Source organism: Streptomyces sp. CA-179760, assembly GCF_050937045.1.
Lineage (GTDB): Bacteria > Actinomycetota > Actinomycetes > Streptomycetales > Streptomycetaceae > Streptomyces.
Genome location: NZ_JBNJLZ010000002.1, coordinates 1 through 14,710, shown reverse-complemented (window position 1 = coordinate 14,710; position 14,710 = coordinate 1). Strand labels below are relative to the sequence as shown.

At 69.7% G+C, this 14,710-nt stretch carries 13 protein-coding genes and 1 pseudogene; 9 read left to right on the top strand and 5 right to left on the bottom strand.

The window, feature by feature from the left end:
- The first annotated feature begins 12 nt into the window (after positions 1-12).
- From ACQEV8_RS42465 to ACQEV8_RS42450, 4 genes are all read left to right on the top strand, one after another.
- Entirely contained in the window at positions 13-1,317 is a 1,305-nt protein-coding gene (locus ACQEV8_RS42465; protein WP_432973560.1) for a hypothetical protein, read from the top strand.
- Positions 1,314-3,857, top strand: a complete 2,544-nt coding sequence (locus ACQEV8_RS42460) for a ThiF family adenylyltransferase (RefSeq protein ID WP_432973557.1) — start codon at positions 1,314-1,316, stop codon at positions 3,855-3,857. The genes ACQEV8_RS42465 and ACQEV8_RS42460 overlap by 4 nt, the downstream gene beginning before the upstream one ends.
- Positions 3,854-4,954, top strand: coding sequence for a patatin-like phospholipase family protein (locus tag ACQEV8_RS42455; RefSeq protein ID WP_432973554.1), 1,101 nt, complete (start codon positions 3,854-3,856; stop codon positions 4,952-4,954). The genes ACQEV8_RS42460 and ACQEV8_RS42455 overlap by 4 nt, the downstream gene beginning before the upstream one ends.
- A gap of 328 nt (positions 4,955-5,282) precedes the next feature.
- Positions 5,283-5,978: a DUF6308 family protein gene (locus ACQEV8_RS42450; RefSeq protein ID WP_432973551.1), complete on the top strand. Its 696-nt coding sequence runs from the start codon at positions 5,283-5,285 to the stop codon at positions 5,976-5,978.
- 543 nt (positions 5,979-6,521) lie between these two features.
- Here the strand turns inward: ACQEV8_RS42450 and ACQEV8_RS42445 are convergent.
- Positions 6,522-6,734 (bottom strand): hypothetical protein, encoded by a 213-nt coding sequence (locus ACQEV8_RS42445; RefSeq protein ID WP_432973548.1) that lies wholly within the window; start codon positions 6,732-6,734, stop codon positions 6,522-6,524.
- A gap of 62 nt (positions 6,735-6,796) precedes the next feature.
- On the opposite strand from ACQEV8_RS42445, the pseudogene ACQEV8_RS42440 reads away from it, so the two are divergent.
- From ACQEV8_RS42440 to ACQEV8_RS42430, 3 genes and pseudogenes are all read left to right on the top strand, one after another.
- A pseudogene (locus ACQEV8_RS42440) lies at positions 6,797-6,937 on the top strand (transposase); the annotation flags it as partial.
- Positions 6,938-6,995: 58 nt separating this feature from the next.
- A complete protein-coding gene (locus ACQEV8_RS42435) occupies positions 6,996-7,337 on the top strand; it encodes a hypothetical protein (protein ID WP_190195500.1) in 342 nt (113 codons plus the stop codon).
- A 353-nt stretch (positions 7,338-7,690) separates the two neighbouring features.
- Positions 7,691-7,975 carry a hypothetical protein gene (locus ACQEV8_RS42430; RefSeq protein WP_381220067.1) on the top strand — a complete coding sequence of 95 codons (285 nt, stop codon included), beginning with the start codon at positions 7,691-7,693 and terminating at the stop codon, positions 7,973-7,975.
- Between the two features lie 108 nt (positions 7,976-8,083).
- Here ACQEV8_RS42430 and ACQEV8_RS42425 read toward each other — a convergent pair whose 3' ends face one another.
- Both ACQEV8_RS42425 and ACQEV8_RS42420 read right to left on the bottom strand, forming a co-directional pair.
- On the bottom strand, positions 8,084-8,896 hold the full coding sequence (locus ACQEV8_RS42425) for a hypothetical protein (RefSeq protein ID WP_432973543.1): 813 nt from the start codon (positions 8,894-8,896) through the stop codon (positions 8,084-8,086).
- 18 nt (positions 8,897-8,914) lie between these two features.
- Positions 8,915-9,268, bottom strand: coding sequence for a competence protein CoiA family protein (locus ACQEV8_RS42420; protein ID WP_432973540.1), 354 nt, complete (start codon positions 9,266-9,268; stop codon positions 8,915-8,917).
- A 386-nt stretch (positions 9,269-9,654) separates the two neighbouring features.
- On the opposite strand from ACQEV8_RS42420, the gene ACQEV8_RS42415 reads away from it, so the two are divergent.
- Entirely contained in the window at positions 9,655-10,791 is a 1,137-nt protein-coding gene (locus tag ACQEV8_RS42415) for a hypothetical protein (protein ID WP_432973537.1), read from the top strand.
- A gap of 34 nt (positions 10,792-10,825) precedes the next feature.
- Positions 10,826-11,635: a hypothetical protein gene (locus ACQEV8_RS42410; protein WP_432973534.1), complete on the top strand. Its 810-nt coding sequence runs from the start codon at positions 10,826-10,828 to the stop codon at positions 11,633-11,635.
- A gap of 792 nt (positions 11,636-12,427) precedes the next feature.
- Here ACQEV8_RS42410 and ACQEV8_RS42405 read toward each other — a convergent pair.
- The gene (locus ACQEV8_RS42405; RefSeq protein WP_432973531.1) at positions 12,428-12,637 is read right to left on the bottom strand and encodes a helicase associated domain-containing protein; all 210 of its coding nucleotides are present in this window, start codon (positions 12,635-12,637) and stop codon (positions 12,428-12,430) included.
- Between the two features lie 1,186 nt (positions 12,638-13,823).
- A complete protein-coding gene (locus ACQEV8_RS42400) occupies positions 13,824-14,144 on the bottom strand; it encodes a hypothetical protein (RefSeq protein WP_432973528.1) in 321 nt (106 codons plus the stop codon).
- Positions 14,145-14,710: the final 566 nt, after the last annotated feature.

The window sequence follows — 14,710 nt, the reverse complement described above, 5'->3', positions numbered from 1 at the left end:
AAGAGGTAGGACATGGTCGAGGCGGAACTTCCCGGGCAGGGGGTGGTGTTCTGGCCGGTGGGCACGGGTGACTCCACCACCATCGTGCTGGGCGACGACCTGGTGATGCAGGTCGACCTGCGGGACATGAAGGCCGCCGACGAGGACGACGCGGTGGTCGCCGCCGTCATCGACCGCCTCGAGGAGACCCTGCCGCAGCCCGACGGCAAGACGCCCTACCTGGCGGTCTTCGCCCTGACCCACGCGGACAAGGACCACTGCTGCGGGTTCGGTGACCTGCTGGAGAGCTCCGTTCTGATCGGGGAGATCTGGGCGACGCCCCGGCTGTGGCGCGAACTCTCCGAGGACAAGCCCATGTGCGAGGACGCCCGCCGCTTCCAGGAAGAGGTCGAACGGCGCGTGGACGCCACCCTCCAGGCCGTCGAGGACGGCAAGGAGCCCCCGAGCGGGGACCGGGTGCGGATCATCGGCTATGACGAGGACCGCGAGGACCACTCCTACGCCCAGCTGCCCGACGAGTACTTCACCTTCCCCGGCGATGTGATCACCAAGGTCGACGGCCGGGACGTCGGAGACCGGTTCGAGGCGTTCGTACACGCACCGTTCAAAGACAACTGCGCCGGCGACCGCAACGACACCTCTCTGGCCCTGCAAGTGCAGTTGAAGGCCGATGACGGCACGGTCGGCCGACTGCTGTTCCTGGGCGACCTCGCCTACCCCATCATCAAGATGATCTTCGAGAACAGTGAGGCCGCAGGCAACTCGGACCGGGTGGACTGGGACGTGCTGCTCTCCCCGCACCACTGCTCGAAGAAGGTCATGTACGCCGACGGCGAGGACGGCGAGGAGGAGCTCAAGCAGGACATCCTCGACCAGCTCCAGGCGCATGCCGGCGCGGACGCCCGGGTGATCTCCAGTTCGCGGCCCTTCCGCGACAAGGACGACACGGGCAACGACCCGCCGCACCTGCTGGCCCGCACCGCCTATGAGTCGATCACCGACTACCCGGTGCTGTGCACGGGGGAGTACCCCTCCAAGGAGGAGCCCCGCCCGGTGGTCTTCGCTCTGGAGCCGGGCCTGGGCCTCGAACTCGTCGACGTCACCGACCTGGAGAACAAGGCCCAGGTGCTGAAGGCCGCCAGCGGGGGACGTCGGCTGCTGGCCGCGATGGGCACCACTCGCTTCCCGGCCGCTTCATTCACTGCCGCAGCCGGCCTCCCGCACCGGCGCGGCACGGACGCCGCCCGCGCCGGTGTGCAGCAGGCCAGGGGCGACAAGGCCGAACCGGCGGTACAGATCGGATTCGGTGCCGCGTGAAGGACAGCACCACCCTGCAACTCACCGAAGGCCAGCAGCTCGCCCTCGACCAGCTCCACCGCATCATCCAGGCCTCCCAAGGAGCGGTAGCGGCCACGCACGTGGCCGCTGTCGCCGACCGGCCCGGGTACGTCGAGGCCCGCATCAGCGTGGGCTGCGCCAACCTGTCGCGCACCGAGGGCGGCCTGCGGCTGCGCAGCGTGGAAGCGGTCACCCTGCTGATCCCCCCGGACTTTCCCTTCCGGGCTCCCAGCGTGCGCACCCGGCACACCCGGTTCGCCGGCGCCCCGCACGTCAACTGGGGTCGCCACCTGTGCCTGTACCGCTCGACGGCGACCGAGTGGGATCCGGCCGACGGCATGTACGGGTTCATCAACCGCCTCCTGGACTGGTTCGAGGCGGCCGCCGCGGGAGAACTGGACCGGCCCGGCGACCCCCTGCACCCCCCGAACGCCCTGACCGACCACACAGCGGGGCTCCTCGTGATCCGCCGCGACGCGCCCGTCGCCCTGCCGGACGGGCCATGGCTGGGCGCCGCCGTATTGCACCAGGTCAACGAGACGCGATGCGACGTGGTGGGCTGGCTCGCCGTCGAGGGCCCCTGGCCCGAAAGCCCGGAGCAGCTGCGGGAGAGCGCCGCTCTCCCGGCCGGCGCCCGCGCGTTTCTCGCCCCCGCCGTCGTCACCACGACGCACCTGACGTTCGAATACCCGCTCACCGCGCGGGAACTGGTCGAGGCCCTGGCCCGCGACCGCATCACGCCACGCCTGCTACTGGGGTTGACGGGATTCGTCGCGGACCACAACCGCACCCTGCTCCACCCCGACGGCGACGTGCCGGACGAGGACGACGAGGACACCCCGACCGCGCCGGTGCACCTGCTGCTGGGCACCCCCTCACGGGGCATCGCCGGTGACGGGCCGCGCCAGACCCACCTGGTGGCCTGGCATCTGCCCGACTTCGCCGACCAGGTAGGGCGCCTGGCCGCCCGCACCGCCTTCAGCGGCCGCCCGCACCTGGCCGAGCTCGGCGACGAGGTCATCCAGTTCGGCACCGAATGGCTCGACCGTCTGCCCACCCGGTGGATGCGCATCTACGAGGCCCGCCCCGAAGTCACCGTCCGCCGCGACCACACCACCCCCGCCGCCTGGCTGCGCGGCAAACGCATTCTCGTTCTCGGCGCGGGCGCCCTGGGCGCCCCCATCGCCGACATGTGCGCCCGCGCCGGCGCCGCGCACCTCACCGTCGCTGACCAGGCGCTCGTCCACCCGGGAATCCTGGCCCGCCAGCCCTACACGGATGCCGACATCGGCCTGCCCAAGGCGAGCGTCCTGGCCGACCGCCTCAACCGGATCGACCCCCACACCACCCATGTCGAAGCACTCGTCGGCGACATCACCACCCGGCTGTCCGGCCTCGACCTGCACACCTTCGACCTGATCTGGGACTGCACCGCCAACCGCATCGTCCGTGCCCGACTCGAATGCGCCCGCCGCACCGATGCCGCCCCCTGGCCCCACCTGGCCACGCTGATGATCGGCCACCACGCCACCCGCGGCCTCGCAGCCCTCTCACCGCGCGGTACCACCGGCGGCGGCGCCGACGTGCTGCGCCGCACCGCGCTGGCCGCGCACACCGACGCCACGCACGCCTTCGACGACCTGATCGAGGACTTCTTCCCCGCCCAGCCCCCAACTGAGCTCTTCCAGCCCGAACCCGGCTGTTCGGACGCCACCTTCACGGGATCGGCCGCCGACGTCGCCGCGCTGGCCGGACAACTGGTGACCGGTATCCTCCATGCCCTGGCCGACCCCGTCGACCGGCACACCATGGCCACGCTCATCATCCGCATGCCCGCCGGCCCCACCGCAGCCCAGCCCGCTGGGCCGCGCTGGCTGACCTGGCCCAACGACACGATCGTCACCGACGAGGCCACCGGCTATGACGTCCGCATCGCCCCCGCCGCGCTCGCCGAGATGCGGGCCGAAGCCCGCCGTGGCGCCCGCGTCCGCGGTCCGCGCGTCGAAACGGGCGGCATGCTGCTGGGCGCCATCGATGACTCCACCGGCATCATCTACGTTGACGAGGCCACCGGACCGCCCCCGGACTCCCTGCTGGCCGAGACCTACTTCCAGCACGGTCTGGACGGCGTCACCCGCCACCTCGCCGCCCGCCGCACCGCGACCGGCAACACCAGCCGCTTCCTCGGCCTGTGGCACACCCACCCTCACTCGCCGGCACAGCCCAGCGCCATCGACCGCACGGCCATGGAACTGCTGACCCTGCCCCTGGACGACGCCCCCGCCCGCGCCCTCGTCCTCATCGCCGGGGGGCCGGACCCGGTCTGGCACACGTGGCTCGCCACCGGTCACGGCCCCGACCTCTACGCCCATCTCGCCACCCGCACAGCGCCCGCCGCGGCCGAGCCGCCCTCGCCGCAACCACTCGCCCGCCTCGGCCCCGTGACGTGGTGGCCCGGCGGCTACGCCGCCCGCCCTCACGGCCCCGTTCCCCTCCCACGCAAGGGCTCCCGCTCATGACCCGCACTCTCGGCCTCGCCCTGTCCGGCGGAGGCTCCCGCGCTGTCGCCTTCCACCTGGGCTGCCTGCGCGCCCTCAACGACCGCGATCTCCTCGACCTCATCCGTGTCGTCTCCGGCATCTCCGGCGGCTCCCTGCTCGCCGCTCTGTGGGCCTACGGCCCGGCCGACTTCGCCGACTTTGACGCCCACACCACCGACCTGCTGCGCTCCGGCCTGCAACTCGACATCGCACGCCAGGCGTTCAAACCCTCCGCGACCGTGCGCAACCTCGCCGCGGCCGCCCGCGCCGGCACCCGCAGACTGCTCTCCCGCGACCGCGGCGTAAGCCTCGCCCGTCCCGCCAACCGCACCGACGCCCTGGCCGCCGTCCTCACCCACAAAGCATTCGGCACCACCACCATGGCCGACGTCACCCACCCCGGCCTCGACGTCGTCCTCACCGCCACCGACCTGGCCACCACCAACGCCGTCCGCTTCGGCAGCACCCGCAGCGGATGCTCCCGCTACGGCAGCATCACCGAACCCATCCACGTCGCCACTGCCGTCGCCGCCTCCGCCGCCTACCCCGCCTTCCTGCCGGCCCTGGAACGCACCTTCACCTTCCAGCACCGCGACGGACACCAGCAGCAGCACACCGTGCTGCTCACCGACGGTGGCGTCTACGACAACCTCGGCCTGTCCGTCCTCGAACCCGGACGCTCACCGCACCACACCCAGCACGTCTACGACGTGCCCTTCATCATCTCCTGCGACGCCGGCCTGGGCGAACTTACGCTGAAAGCACCCCACTTCATGTTCGGACGCCTCAACCGCTCCTTCGCCACTGTCCACCGCAAGGCCCAGGACTCCGCCCGCGCTCGCCTGCACGAGTGGGCGGCGAGCGGGCGCATCGATGGCTTCGCCCTCGCGTACCTCGGCATGAAGGACGACCGGCTGCCCGCACCGCCCGCCGACCTCGTCCCGCGCAGCGCGGTCGCCTCTTACCCGACCAACTTCGCAGCCATGGCCCGCAGCGACTTCGAGGCCATCACCACCCGCGGCGAACAGCTCATGCGCACCGTCCTGCCGATGTACCTGCGCCCCGCACACCGCTGAGGCAGCAGCGAAGAATAAGAATTTGCGATCGGTTGCTGGCCACGGCACCGCGTAGCCAGCGCAGGCCTCGGCCGTACCCCCGGCTCTCTGTCGGCCGTGTCCCGCCGAGAGCTTCAAGCCTTGGGCATGCAGCGTTTGTTGGAGAGAGCCCGAACGGACCGCAACCTGGTTGTGCCCCTCTGGCGAGTACAAGCTGCCGTCATCCTGCGCGGTGCCGTCGTGGCAGGACGGGTGTGGCGCAAGACAGCTGCTTCTGTGTTGGCGCGCCCACTTGGCCGCCCTGCTACAGACTGGCTTGCTCACGATGTCGATGAAGGACGGAGTACTCATGGCCGCTTCCACCACAGCGTCCGGTGTTCCTGATAGAGCGTTGTCGCCGTTGGGGCAGCGGTTGCGCGTCTTGCTGAGTTCCGAGCATGTCGTCGGCGACCTTCGGCGCTACTTCGGCATAGGCATGCCACCCGGTGAGGCGCCGTTCACCGGGAGTCGGTTCGAGCATCTGGCGGGTGGGGGAGACCGGCCGGAGGTCGCTGACCGGATCACGGCGGAGGATTTGGTCGCGGTGCAGACCCTGTCGGTCACCGTTCCGGCGCCTGTTGCGCTGGACATTTTGGAGGGCCGCCTCGGCGTGCGGCTGTCCGGTCTGTTGCACGCCATTCCCAGGGACATCGACATGGTTGACGCCGACGCGGTCGTCGTGGCCGACGGCTCGCCGGCGGATCAGGCTTGGGGTCTGCTCTGCGAGCAGTATGGGGTCAACTGGGTCATCGCCGGGAAGGTCCTGGCCCGCAAGCGTCCCCGACTGCTCCCGGTCTACGACCGAATCGTCCGCTGTGCCGTCGGCCGGCCGCCGTCCTTCTGGCTCGCTCTCCATGCCGCGCTCCGCGCGGACGACCAAGCCCTGCACCGCCGACTGCTGGAACTGAGACAGGCCGCGGGGCTACCCGAGACGGTGAGTGCGCTGCGGGTGTGCGATGTGGCGGTATGGATGAACCACCGGGCCGTCGGCCATGCCTGCCCCTGAGGATGCCTACGGCCAATGTGGCCCGAGGGGGCGTTCTGGCGTGTGAGGGTGACGGACTTTACCAACCGTCACCTGGGTGTGTGGGACGTTCGCGTGGAGTGGGCCATAGGTGTGGGGGAGGGGTGTGGACTCGGGGCCGGGAGTGCCGCCACCGGGGCGGTTCCCGGTCCGGAGGGGGCGGTGCTGGGTGGGTGGTCGGCTGGTGGTGGGCGAGTTACGGGTGCAGGAGATCGTCCGTGCCGGGGGTCGTGTGTCCTACACGGTCGTGGATACGGACTGTTCGGTGGTGGCCGAGGCGGACGGCTTCCTGCGTACCTGCGCCGCGGGTACAGACCATACGTATGCGTATGTGCTGGTGGACCATCTGCGGTGGCTGCGATTCGCAGGCCTGGACACAGGCTCGGTGTCGCTGGACGATCTGCGGCACTACATGGCAGCTCTAGGAGCTCACTACCCGGGGCCGTTCGGTCTGCCGTGGCGGGAGGGTAAACGCCCGTACGGGCACAGTGCGTTGAAGACCGCGGCGCCTTGCCTGAAGGGCTTCTACCTCCGCCTGGGCACCCACGGCGTGAACCCGGTACTGGCAGAGGCGCTGCGTGTGACGCGGCTGCCGACACACCCGTGGAGCTCGGCCACGACCACGTCCAGGCCCTCGAGCTCGGGGTCGTAGAACCCGCCGTCTCCCAGATGGTTCGAGTACAGCAGCTCCTCCACCACCGAGTAGTCGGCTTGGACGATGTCACGGATGAGCGGCATAACCCGAGTGTTCCAGGACCGCCGCGCAGAGGCACCAGTGAGCGGGAGTTGATCGAGCGTTTCTGCCGGTCGGACAATACGGCCCGTACCCGCAGCGGCTGCGTGAGCAGTTCGAGGGCTTGGCGTGGCGGTTCCGGACCGGCAGCCAGTGGCGGGAGATGCCACGGGAGGAGTTCCGGGACTGGCAGACGGTCTACGAGCGCTTGCCTACCGGCCCATAGTGTCGACTCTGGCAGAGCTGCAGAGCATTACGCTCCTTCCATGTGGAGTGAGTCGAACAACTATGGCTTCGAGAACGAGCAGGACTACCTGCGGTCGATCAAGAAGGACGACAGCTATACGTTCACGTACCCGTTCGAGTACATCGCTAAGAACCACGGGAACGACGACTACGACATCGGCACAGCGGACATGGTGGTCCGGGTCCAGTGGACCGACACGGAGGCCGGGTACACGGTGACCTACGACGTCCCAGAGATGGACAAGATCGACCCCGCTGAGGGGAACGGCGATGCAGCGAGCTTCTACGAGAGCGACGTTTACTGGAGGCTCGTGAGCGACCTCGACGGCATGGGGATCGGCGTCGAGCTTCGTGCCTTCTAGTCACGCTCGGCTTGCCGCCGCAGACGCCAGGCTGTGAACGAGACGACATCGGCTCCGCGGCGGTCCCGCCCCCCTTGTGAAGCCGGGTACCGCCACGGGCCGGCAGCCAGAGTCGACGGAGGCGGTGGTGTAGAGCGGGACGTCGACGGCCCCGGCCTGGCTGGTGCCGAAGCGGACCTCGATCGACTGCGGGGAGCGGACCCAGCCGAGCCGGACCACCGTGCCGTACACGTGCTACGCCTTGCAGGCTCCTGTGCCCCCATCGGGGAGCGGGCAGCTGGGGGGTAACGGAGCCACCGACACCTGAGCCCGGATTCGTCAATCCTTCCCAGCTGGCCCTCTAGGCTGCCGTCATGACGCTGAACGCTGATGAGTATGAGCTCCTTCGCCTGATCGCCCAGTCACCAGAGCCCGTGGCCGCCTCCGACTTCTTTCACACCATCCACCCGGCGGACTTCGAGCGAAGCGCCGCCGAGGAAGACCCCCGGCGCGTGGCATGGCAGGAGAAGCAGTTCGGGCTCTACAAGGCGACGATCGACCTGCACGACGGCGGTCTCATCCGGATCGTCCACCCGGCGAACGGAGAGCGGCCCGACCTGATGGAGGCCACCGAGGCCGGCCACGCTGCCCTGACCTGAGGGCCTTGCCCGGTGGGCCCGGTCGGGCCCACCCCAGCGCCAAGGGAAAAGAGGCAGCACCACGTGGTTGCGATCCTGCTGCCGTTGAAGTGCTGCCAGACGGTCGCTTCAGCACACGGTGAGCTGCTCGTGTTCGGGTAGGTCGAGGTGGACGATCCGGCCCTGGGGCAGGACGGCGGCGAGTTCGCGCGCCTCGTGAGCGTTACGGGCCAAGACCAGCTCCTCCGCGAGCGTGGGGCAGGCGGCTACCAGGTCGGGGCAGGGCCGCACGATCCCGTACAGCGTCCGCCGCTTGTCGGCCACATGAACCGGAACGCCGCGGGCGTACTGCGGCCACATCATCGGCTTCTCCGGGACCTCCACCCGAACACTCGACTCGCGCCAGGCGTACTCAGCGACGGCAGTAAACAGCTCGGTCTGCTGCTGCGGCGACAGCCGGCCCCACCACGCCCGCGCCGTCTCCAGGTCCTGGCGCTCCTGCTCCTCACGCTTGGCCTGTTCCCGGGCCAGACGCGCCTCGCGCTCCGCCCTCTCCCGCTCCCGGCGCTCAGCTTCCTCCGCCCACCGCCGCCGCGCCTCCTCAAGGCGCAGACGCGCCTCCTCTTCTCGCTCCAGCCGTCGACGCTCAGCCTCCTCGGCCTTCCGCGCCCGCTCCTGCTCCTCCACCTCCCGGCGGCGCCGCTCCGCAGCCTCCTCCTGCTCCTTCTGCCGCGCCTCCCGCTCCGCCCGCGCGGCATCCTGCCGCTGCCGCATCACCTCGTGCCTGCCCTGGTCAGCGATCGACTTCTGCGACGTCCACCACCGATCCCGGCGGAACCGCCGCTGCTCACCGTCGACCACCAGATACACCCGCCGGTACCGGGGCAGCACCTCAGCGGAAACGAGCTGTTCCTCCAGCGCCCACCGCACGAACCGCTCCAAGGGCTCTTCCTGGAACTTCTATCGCCCGCTTCGGTACACGAACCCGGCGAGGCCGTCGTCCACCACCCACGGCTCATTCCGCTCCTGCGGAGCCCTGACCCGGACGGCCGGCACCGCGGTGATCCACTGCGGCGGCCGCGCGCCCGGGTGCACCCAGCACACTCGGATACCTATCTTGGCGTACCGGTCAGTGCGGGCGGCGATGTCGTCCACAGTGATCGGCGACAACTGCGCCTCCCAGGCCATGCGCCGGCTCCCGTCCGTGGACGAGGCCATGACGTCCGCCCGCCACGACCCGTCCTCCGCCGGCACTTCTAACGTCGCGAACCACCCGGCCGTCCGGATCGCACCCGCCATCTCCAGCTTGAGCATGTGGTGCTCCCACGACTCGTTCAGCAGCTCACACGACTCCGGCCGGTCAAGGTCCTGCGGGCCGCCCCTCCCTGTTCTCGCATTCCGGTACCGCGTGACAAGCGCCAGTACTATCCTGGTTAGTTGACGCCGTTGATGCAGCGGCCGGACGCCTGCGCATAGGACTGCGGTCCGCGTGCGCACGACCCGCGTCTCCTCACCCGCCATCCCTGGGGTGGGCAACCGGATTGCCGACGGCTTACACACTGACGCCGAGTACGCCCCGTGGGACTGCGGTCCTCCGACGGCGACGAGGGTGCGTAGCTCCTCCGAATGGTGCTGCCTCGCGTACTTCCGCAGGCCGCGCCATCTTTTTTGTGTGCGGCCGTATCCAGAAGGGCGGTCGCGTGAGCGACACCTCCATGCCGGAGTTCGAGTCGGCTGACAACGAGATCCAGGTCATCCCCGTTACCGACTTCCGCAACGTCGACGGCGACTTCGAACACCGGCTTCCTCCGCCGAGCGCGACGACGAACGCGGAGGAGTACCTGCAGAACCACCCCGACGTCCACCTCTCCGATGAGGCAATCCGCCGCCTCGTCCAGGGTGCCGTCGAGCCCCAGGACCTCGAGGGCATTCGCGTCGAGCGGCACCGGGTGGAGACCGGCTGGCTGATGGTCATCTCCTACCGGGCCTACTCTCCCATGGTCTCGCTCGCGATCGAGAACGACCGTCTGCTGGCCGAAGTCTCCTACGCGGCCGATCCGCACGCCGCCGACGTACGCAAGGCCCTGGCCATGCCCAGGCCCCACACCGAGCATGCTGTCCTGATCCACCCCGACGCCTACAAGGACATCGAGGAGTCCGTCGATCGGTCCGCGAAGCGCGTACTGACCGACAACCCTCAGGAAGTGGGGGAGCGGCTCGTTGAGCGCCCGCTGATGCTGGTGCCGGTGACCTTCAAGTCCGAGACCGGCGAGCCCGCTGACGACCTCACCGCCGTCGACGGTAACTGCCGCCTCGCCTTCTGCTACCACCGCATCCCGCCCGTGCCGCGCGGATGGGTGGACGACTCCCTGATCGGGGACGCGAGCAAGAAGCGTGTGGTGCTGCGGCCCTCGCACCTGATGCGGATGTCTCTCGAGCGCCGTCGCGAGCTGGTCCGCAAGGTGATCAAGGCCGCGTACAGCCGTCTCAAGGAGCCGCGCACCGGCTCCTCGGCCGACATCAGGGACCGCAACAAGTGGGCCATGGCCCTCAACGCCCTGACCATCCCCGTCACGGTCATCGTGGGTTACCGCGACGACAACGCTCAGCGTGGAATGCAGCGCTTCCCCGCCGGCGTCCGCTCCCTGCTGCTGCGCATGAACACCGGCGGCAAGGTGTTTGCCGACGGCGCGAAGAACGCCGTGAAGGCGGAGGAGATCATCAACGGGCTGTACGACGAGGGGCTCCTGGGCCCCGAAGCGCAGGCCCGGCCCACCCGTGACGCCCTGATCGGGCCGTGGGGACGTCGCCGCCTCGATGGAGGGACTCGGCTTTAACCCCGAGCTTCCCGACCTGCGGTTTGCCCTCGTTATGCAGCATCTGACCTACAAGAGCCCGAGGTTCAACGCGCTGGTGCGCAGCAAGCTGCAAACCGAGGGCAACCTCGTGCTCAGCCGCCGTAACGGGCCGATCGTCGAGCTGGGGCTGCGCTCCTACTCCGCGAGCATGCCCACGAACTCGCCGCGGACTGCCCTGGAGACGATCTGCCTGTGGCAGGACCTCGTCGACAACTCCTGGGTCGTCGAGAACATCGACACAGACACGAAGGTCGACGAACTCCTCGGCCGCGCGGACACGGGAGAAACCCAGGCCACGCTGCTGCTCGGCGCACTCGGCATGATTTCCCTGGTGATGAGCGGCCACCTCCTCGCGGCCGCCGGCTCGGCCGAGGCGCACGCCGGGACCACCATCGCCCGCACGAGCGTCGGTCTGATCACCAAGGGATTGCTCGCCCAGAGGGAAGGACGCCTGATTCTCGCGGACGCGATCAAACGCGTACGCGCGGGCCTGCCCCTGCGCTGGTGGGACACGGAGAAGCAGGAACTCGTCGAGCAGAAGACCGACTGGCGGGGCTCCACCTACAACGCGATGCTCCGCAGCGCCGTCCGGCACGGCTGGAAGGCCAAGGCCCCAGGCAAGGAGAAGAAGACCCCGGCGGAGCAGGAGGCCGACAAGCTGACGGTGTTCCAGGAGCAGCTCAGCACCGCCGTCGACCGCCTGCGTGACCTGTTCGAGCTGCGCGAGAAGAACGGCACCACGGACAAGCTCGCGTGGGTCGAGGTCGAGGCGTCGTTCAACCAGATCGACGACATCGGCCGACGATCTGCGCCTCATCTCTGAGCGCAAGCCGCGCAACCGGTGACGGCTCCCGTGTGGTCCGGCGTCGTCACCATGACGCCGGACCGGTACGCGGCGCTCGCACACCTGGCTCGGCCCTGGCTCGAGGAGTTCAGGTGTTGTCCCCTCGGCATCGATGAGGACAGCGGCCGAGAGGAGCGGGCCGTGTACATCGTCGTCAACGCCGACGGCATGGCCTGCTACGCCGGCCGGACCCGACCGACCCGACTTCCGCGTCGGGGGCAGCTGTCTCTCGGCTGCGGCAGCACACGGCCAGCGCCCGTTCGAAGTATGAGGAGTGGGCGAGGTGCTGGGTGTTGCCCCTCCAGCCGGACACGCCTGACGAGTTTGTCGACTGGCTCGAGCGCACCGTCCAGGCCCGGCTTGGCCTGCCCCGGCAAAACCGCCGTTGGCGCAGGTCGTAGCGCGGCCTTATCGACGTTGGCACGGGCGGCACAGAGTTGCCGCCCGTGGTCCGGTGGACGCGGATTAGGCGGTAGCCGCGGCCCTCACGCCCACTTCATGCCGAGTTCCCGGAGGCCGGCGAGCTGGTCGGCGTTCAGCCCGGTCCCTCCTGGATTTCGTGTTCGAGATCCATACGCCCAGTTTGACGTCACCCGGCTCGTCTTTCGCCGTCGAAGGGTGATCTCCTCGGTGTGGCCGCGCGGCACCGGCCGGTCGGCGCCCTCCCGCTCCACCCACTGCGCGAGGGCCGCAAGGCCCCGCTGGAACGCTTCTTGCGCCTTGCTCGGACCCTTCCTCGCGCGCCTGGCCGCCGGGGCGGCAGACGGCTCCTCAAACGGCTTGATGCCCAACACGGACCAGTCGCTCCTGCTGCTCGGGCAGGAGCCGGGCCCACGTGGCTGGCTGCTTCTGCTGCTGGAGCCACTTGCCGAGGTCGTCGCCGTCCATCAGCACGCCGGGCTGGATCTCGGGCAGGCTGCCGTCGGCCCTCGACCAGATCCCGCGAGCACGCGGCAGTGCCGCTGCCAATCCAGCGGCCACTCGCAGTCCCAGTCCGGGTCGATCGCGGTGAGCTGCGCTCTTCGTACGGCGGCCCGCTCCGGGTCCTTGCCCAGGCCGTTCTTCGCGCCCTTCCTGCGGAGGTTGGCCATGTGCTGCCCGAGGGGCACGGGACCGGCCGCCGGCCGGGTCGTCCCACACCGCGTCCTGACGTGGCGCGAGGTGCCCGGTTGCCCGCCGGTAGGACCGTAGCGCGGCGAGCTTGGCCTCCCCACGCTTCCTCACCGGGCTCCCAAAGCATCCCGGCTTCCGGTGCGTCCAGGAGGACCTTGCGCCGGTCCTCCAGCTCCCCGGCCCGCAGGGCCTTGCGCTGCTGGTGCACCCACCGCCCAAGCGGAAACGCCTTCGTCGCCCCGACCTCGACCTCAACGTCGTAGGGCACGGCGTAGACGCCGGTGATCTCGTTCTCGCCCGCCAGCGGATCAGGGCCTGGTAGCCCTCCAGCCACACCAGCGACTTCCGGCCGGTAGACCCGGGTGCGCAGGAACGCGGCGATCGTCGCCCGCGTCGCGGGGAGCAGGAGAAGTGCAGCAGGGCGGACTCGGCAGCAGCGTCGGTGTCGTCCTGGTCCTCGCCCCTCGCCCTCGCCCTCTCCGCCGGCTCCGACGATCCGCCCGTCCTCATCGCGCTGGAGGTGGACCTTGCGCTTGCCGCTGGTGAGCGCGCGGGAGGCGAGCTGCTCGACGAGTCGTTCATCATGACTGCGCAGGCCCTGGAGGACCGCTACAAGAGGGCGGGAACGAGGCGCTGGCGACCATGTCGGTGGGGTCCTCGCCGGGCTCCAGGAACACCGGCACGATGATCCTGGCCACCCTTTCGTGCTGCCGTCTTTGTTGAGCCTGAGCGCTCGGCCGATGTTCTGCACGATCTCCACCTGGGAGCCGCGGGTGTCCGCGAAGCAGACGGCCTCGACTCCCCGCTCGCCGGTGATGTCCACGCCTTCCCCGAGCACGCGAACGCTGGCGAGGAACGCGCGGTGGACCCGGCGGCCGGCTGCGTCGATGCCGTTGGCGAACTGCCTGATGACCTCGCGCCGCTCGGTCACGAGGTGGTCGCCGCACAGCCAGCCGACCAGACGCGGTCCGGCGGGACGTGGCGGCCGGCCTCGAGTTCGTAGAACTCCGCGTCGATGGACGATTTCGGCAGCTTGTCGGCGGCGGCCAGGTCCTCATCGGTGGCGTCGTTGACGTACAGCTCGGCAGCCGTCTCGGGCAGCTTCTCCGCGAACGCAGGCGGCCTCCTCCACCTTCTGGTGGAACGTCATGACCGTGCGGAGGTTGTACGCGGCGGCGTGCTCCAGGAGCGCGGTCTGCAGAAGCGCCAGGCGCCGGCCGCGCCGGGCTTCCTCGGACTCCCCGATGACGGGGGAGGGGTCGCGGATCTCCAGGACGTCGATCTCGAACCCGGCGAGGATTTCCCGCTCGATCGCCTCCGAGAGCCCGAGCTCTGCGAGCCACGCGCCGTACGTACCGTTCGGATCATCGGCCATGGTCGCGATCTCCGCCTCCTGGCCCTCCGCACCCTTCTGCGGGCGGGCCGCGGCTGAGGATGCCGCGGGGTCGCGGTCAGGTAGAGCCGGAAGTCCGCCGGGATGCGGGCATTGTCGTGGATCGCCGCCCACGGCCTCCCAAGATCACCTGCGGGTGCCGTTGCGCCTCATCCACGATCGCGAGGGTCGAAGCCCGCCATACGCTGGCCGTACAGCCGCTCTCCGCCCGCCAGAGCGGCCTCCAGCGGCCCGCGCACCTCTCCGCCGGCCCTCCGGTGGCGTCGATGTCCTCGCGGTCCACCAGGGAGGCGTACGTGGCGAAACACGACCACCGGGCCCGGGACCCGGCCCAAAGGGCAAGCTGGATCGGGTTGGTGGTGGTCCGCACGCCCAGCTCCTTCAGCACCGGGTCGTTCTCCAGCGAGCACACCGCGACCATCGGCGCCCGGTGGCCCACCAGACGCCACGCCTGGGCGGGTCTTCCGGTCGCCGTCCATCCTCGGCGCTCACTGAGCCTAACTCCAACCGCGAGCAGAGCTCCCAAATAGTCTCTACCGACGTTGCAT

Excerpts from the sequence above, each read along its gene's own strand:
- ACQEV8_RS42465 (WP_432973560.1), top strand. The coding sequence starts at position 13 with ATGGTCGAGGCGGAACTTCCCGGGCAGGGGGTGGTGTTCTGGCCGGTG.
- ACQEV8_RS42455 (WP_432973554.1), top strand. The coding sequence starts at position 3,854 with ATGACCCGCACTCTCGGCCTCGCCCTGTCCGGCGGAGGCTCCCGCGCT.
- ACQEV8_RS42450 (WP_432973551.1), top strand. The coding sequence starts at position 5,283 with ATGGCCGCTTCCACCACAGCGTCCGGTGTTCCTGATAGAGCGTTGTCG.
- ACQEV8_RS42445 (WP_432973548.1), bottom strand. The coding sequence starts at position 6,734 with ATGCCGCTCATCCGTGACATCGTCCAAGCCGACTACTCGGTGGTGGAG.
- ACQEV8_RS42435 (WP_190195500.1), top strand. The coding sequence starts at position 6,996 with ATGTGGAGTGAGTCGAACAACTATGGCTTCGAGAACGAGCAGGACTAC.
- ACQEV8_RS42430 (WP_381220067.1), top strand. The coding sequence starts at position 7,691 with ATGACGCTGAACGCTGATGAGTATGAGCTCCTTCGCCTGATCGCCCAG.
- ACQEV8_RS42420 (WP_432973540.1), bottom strand. The coding sequence starts at position 9,268 with ATGCTCAAGCTGGAGATGGCGGGTGCGATCCGGACGGCCGGGTGGTTC.
- ACQEV8_RS42410 (WP_432973534.1), top strand. The coding sequence starts at position 10,826 with ATGCAGCATCTGACCTACAAGAGCCCGAGGTTCAACGCGCTGGTGCGC.
- ACQEV8_RS42400 (WP_432973528.1), bottom strand. The coding sequence starts at position 14,144 with ATGGCCGATGATCCGAACGGTACGTACGGCGCGTGGCTCGCAGAGCTC.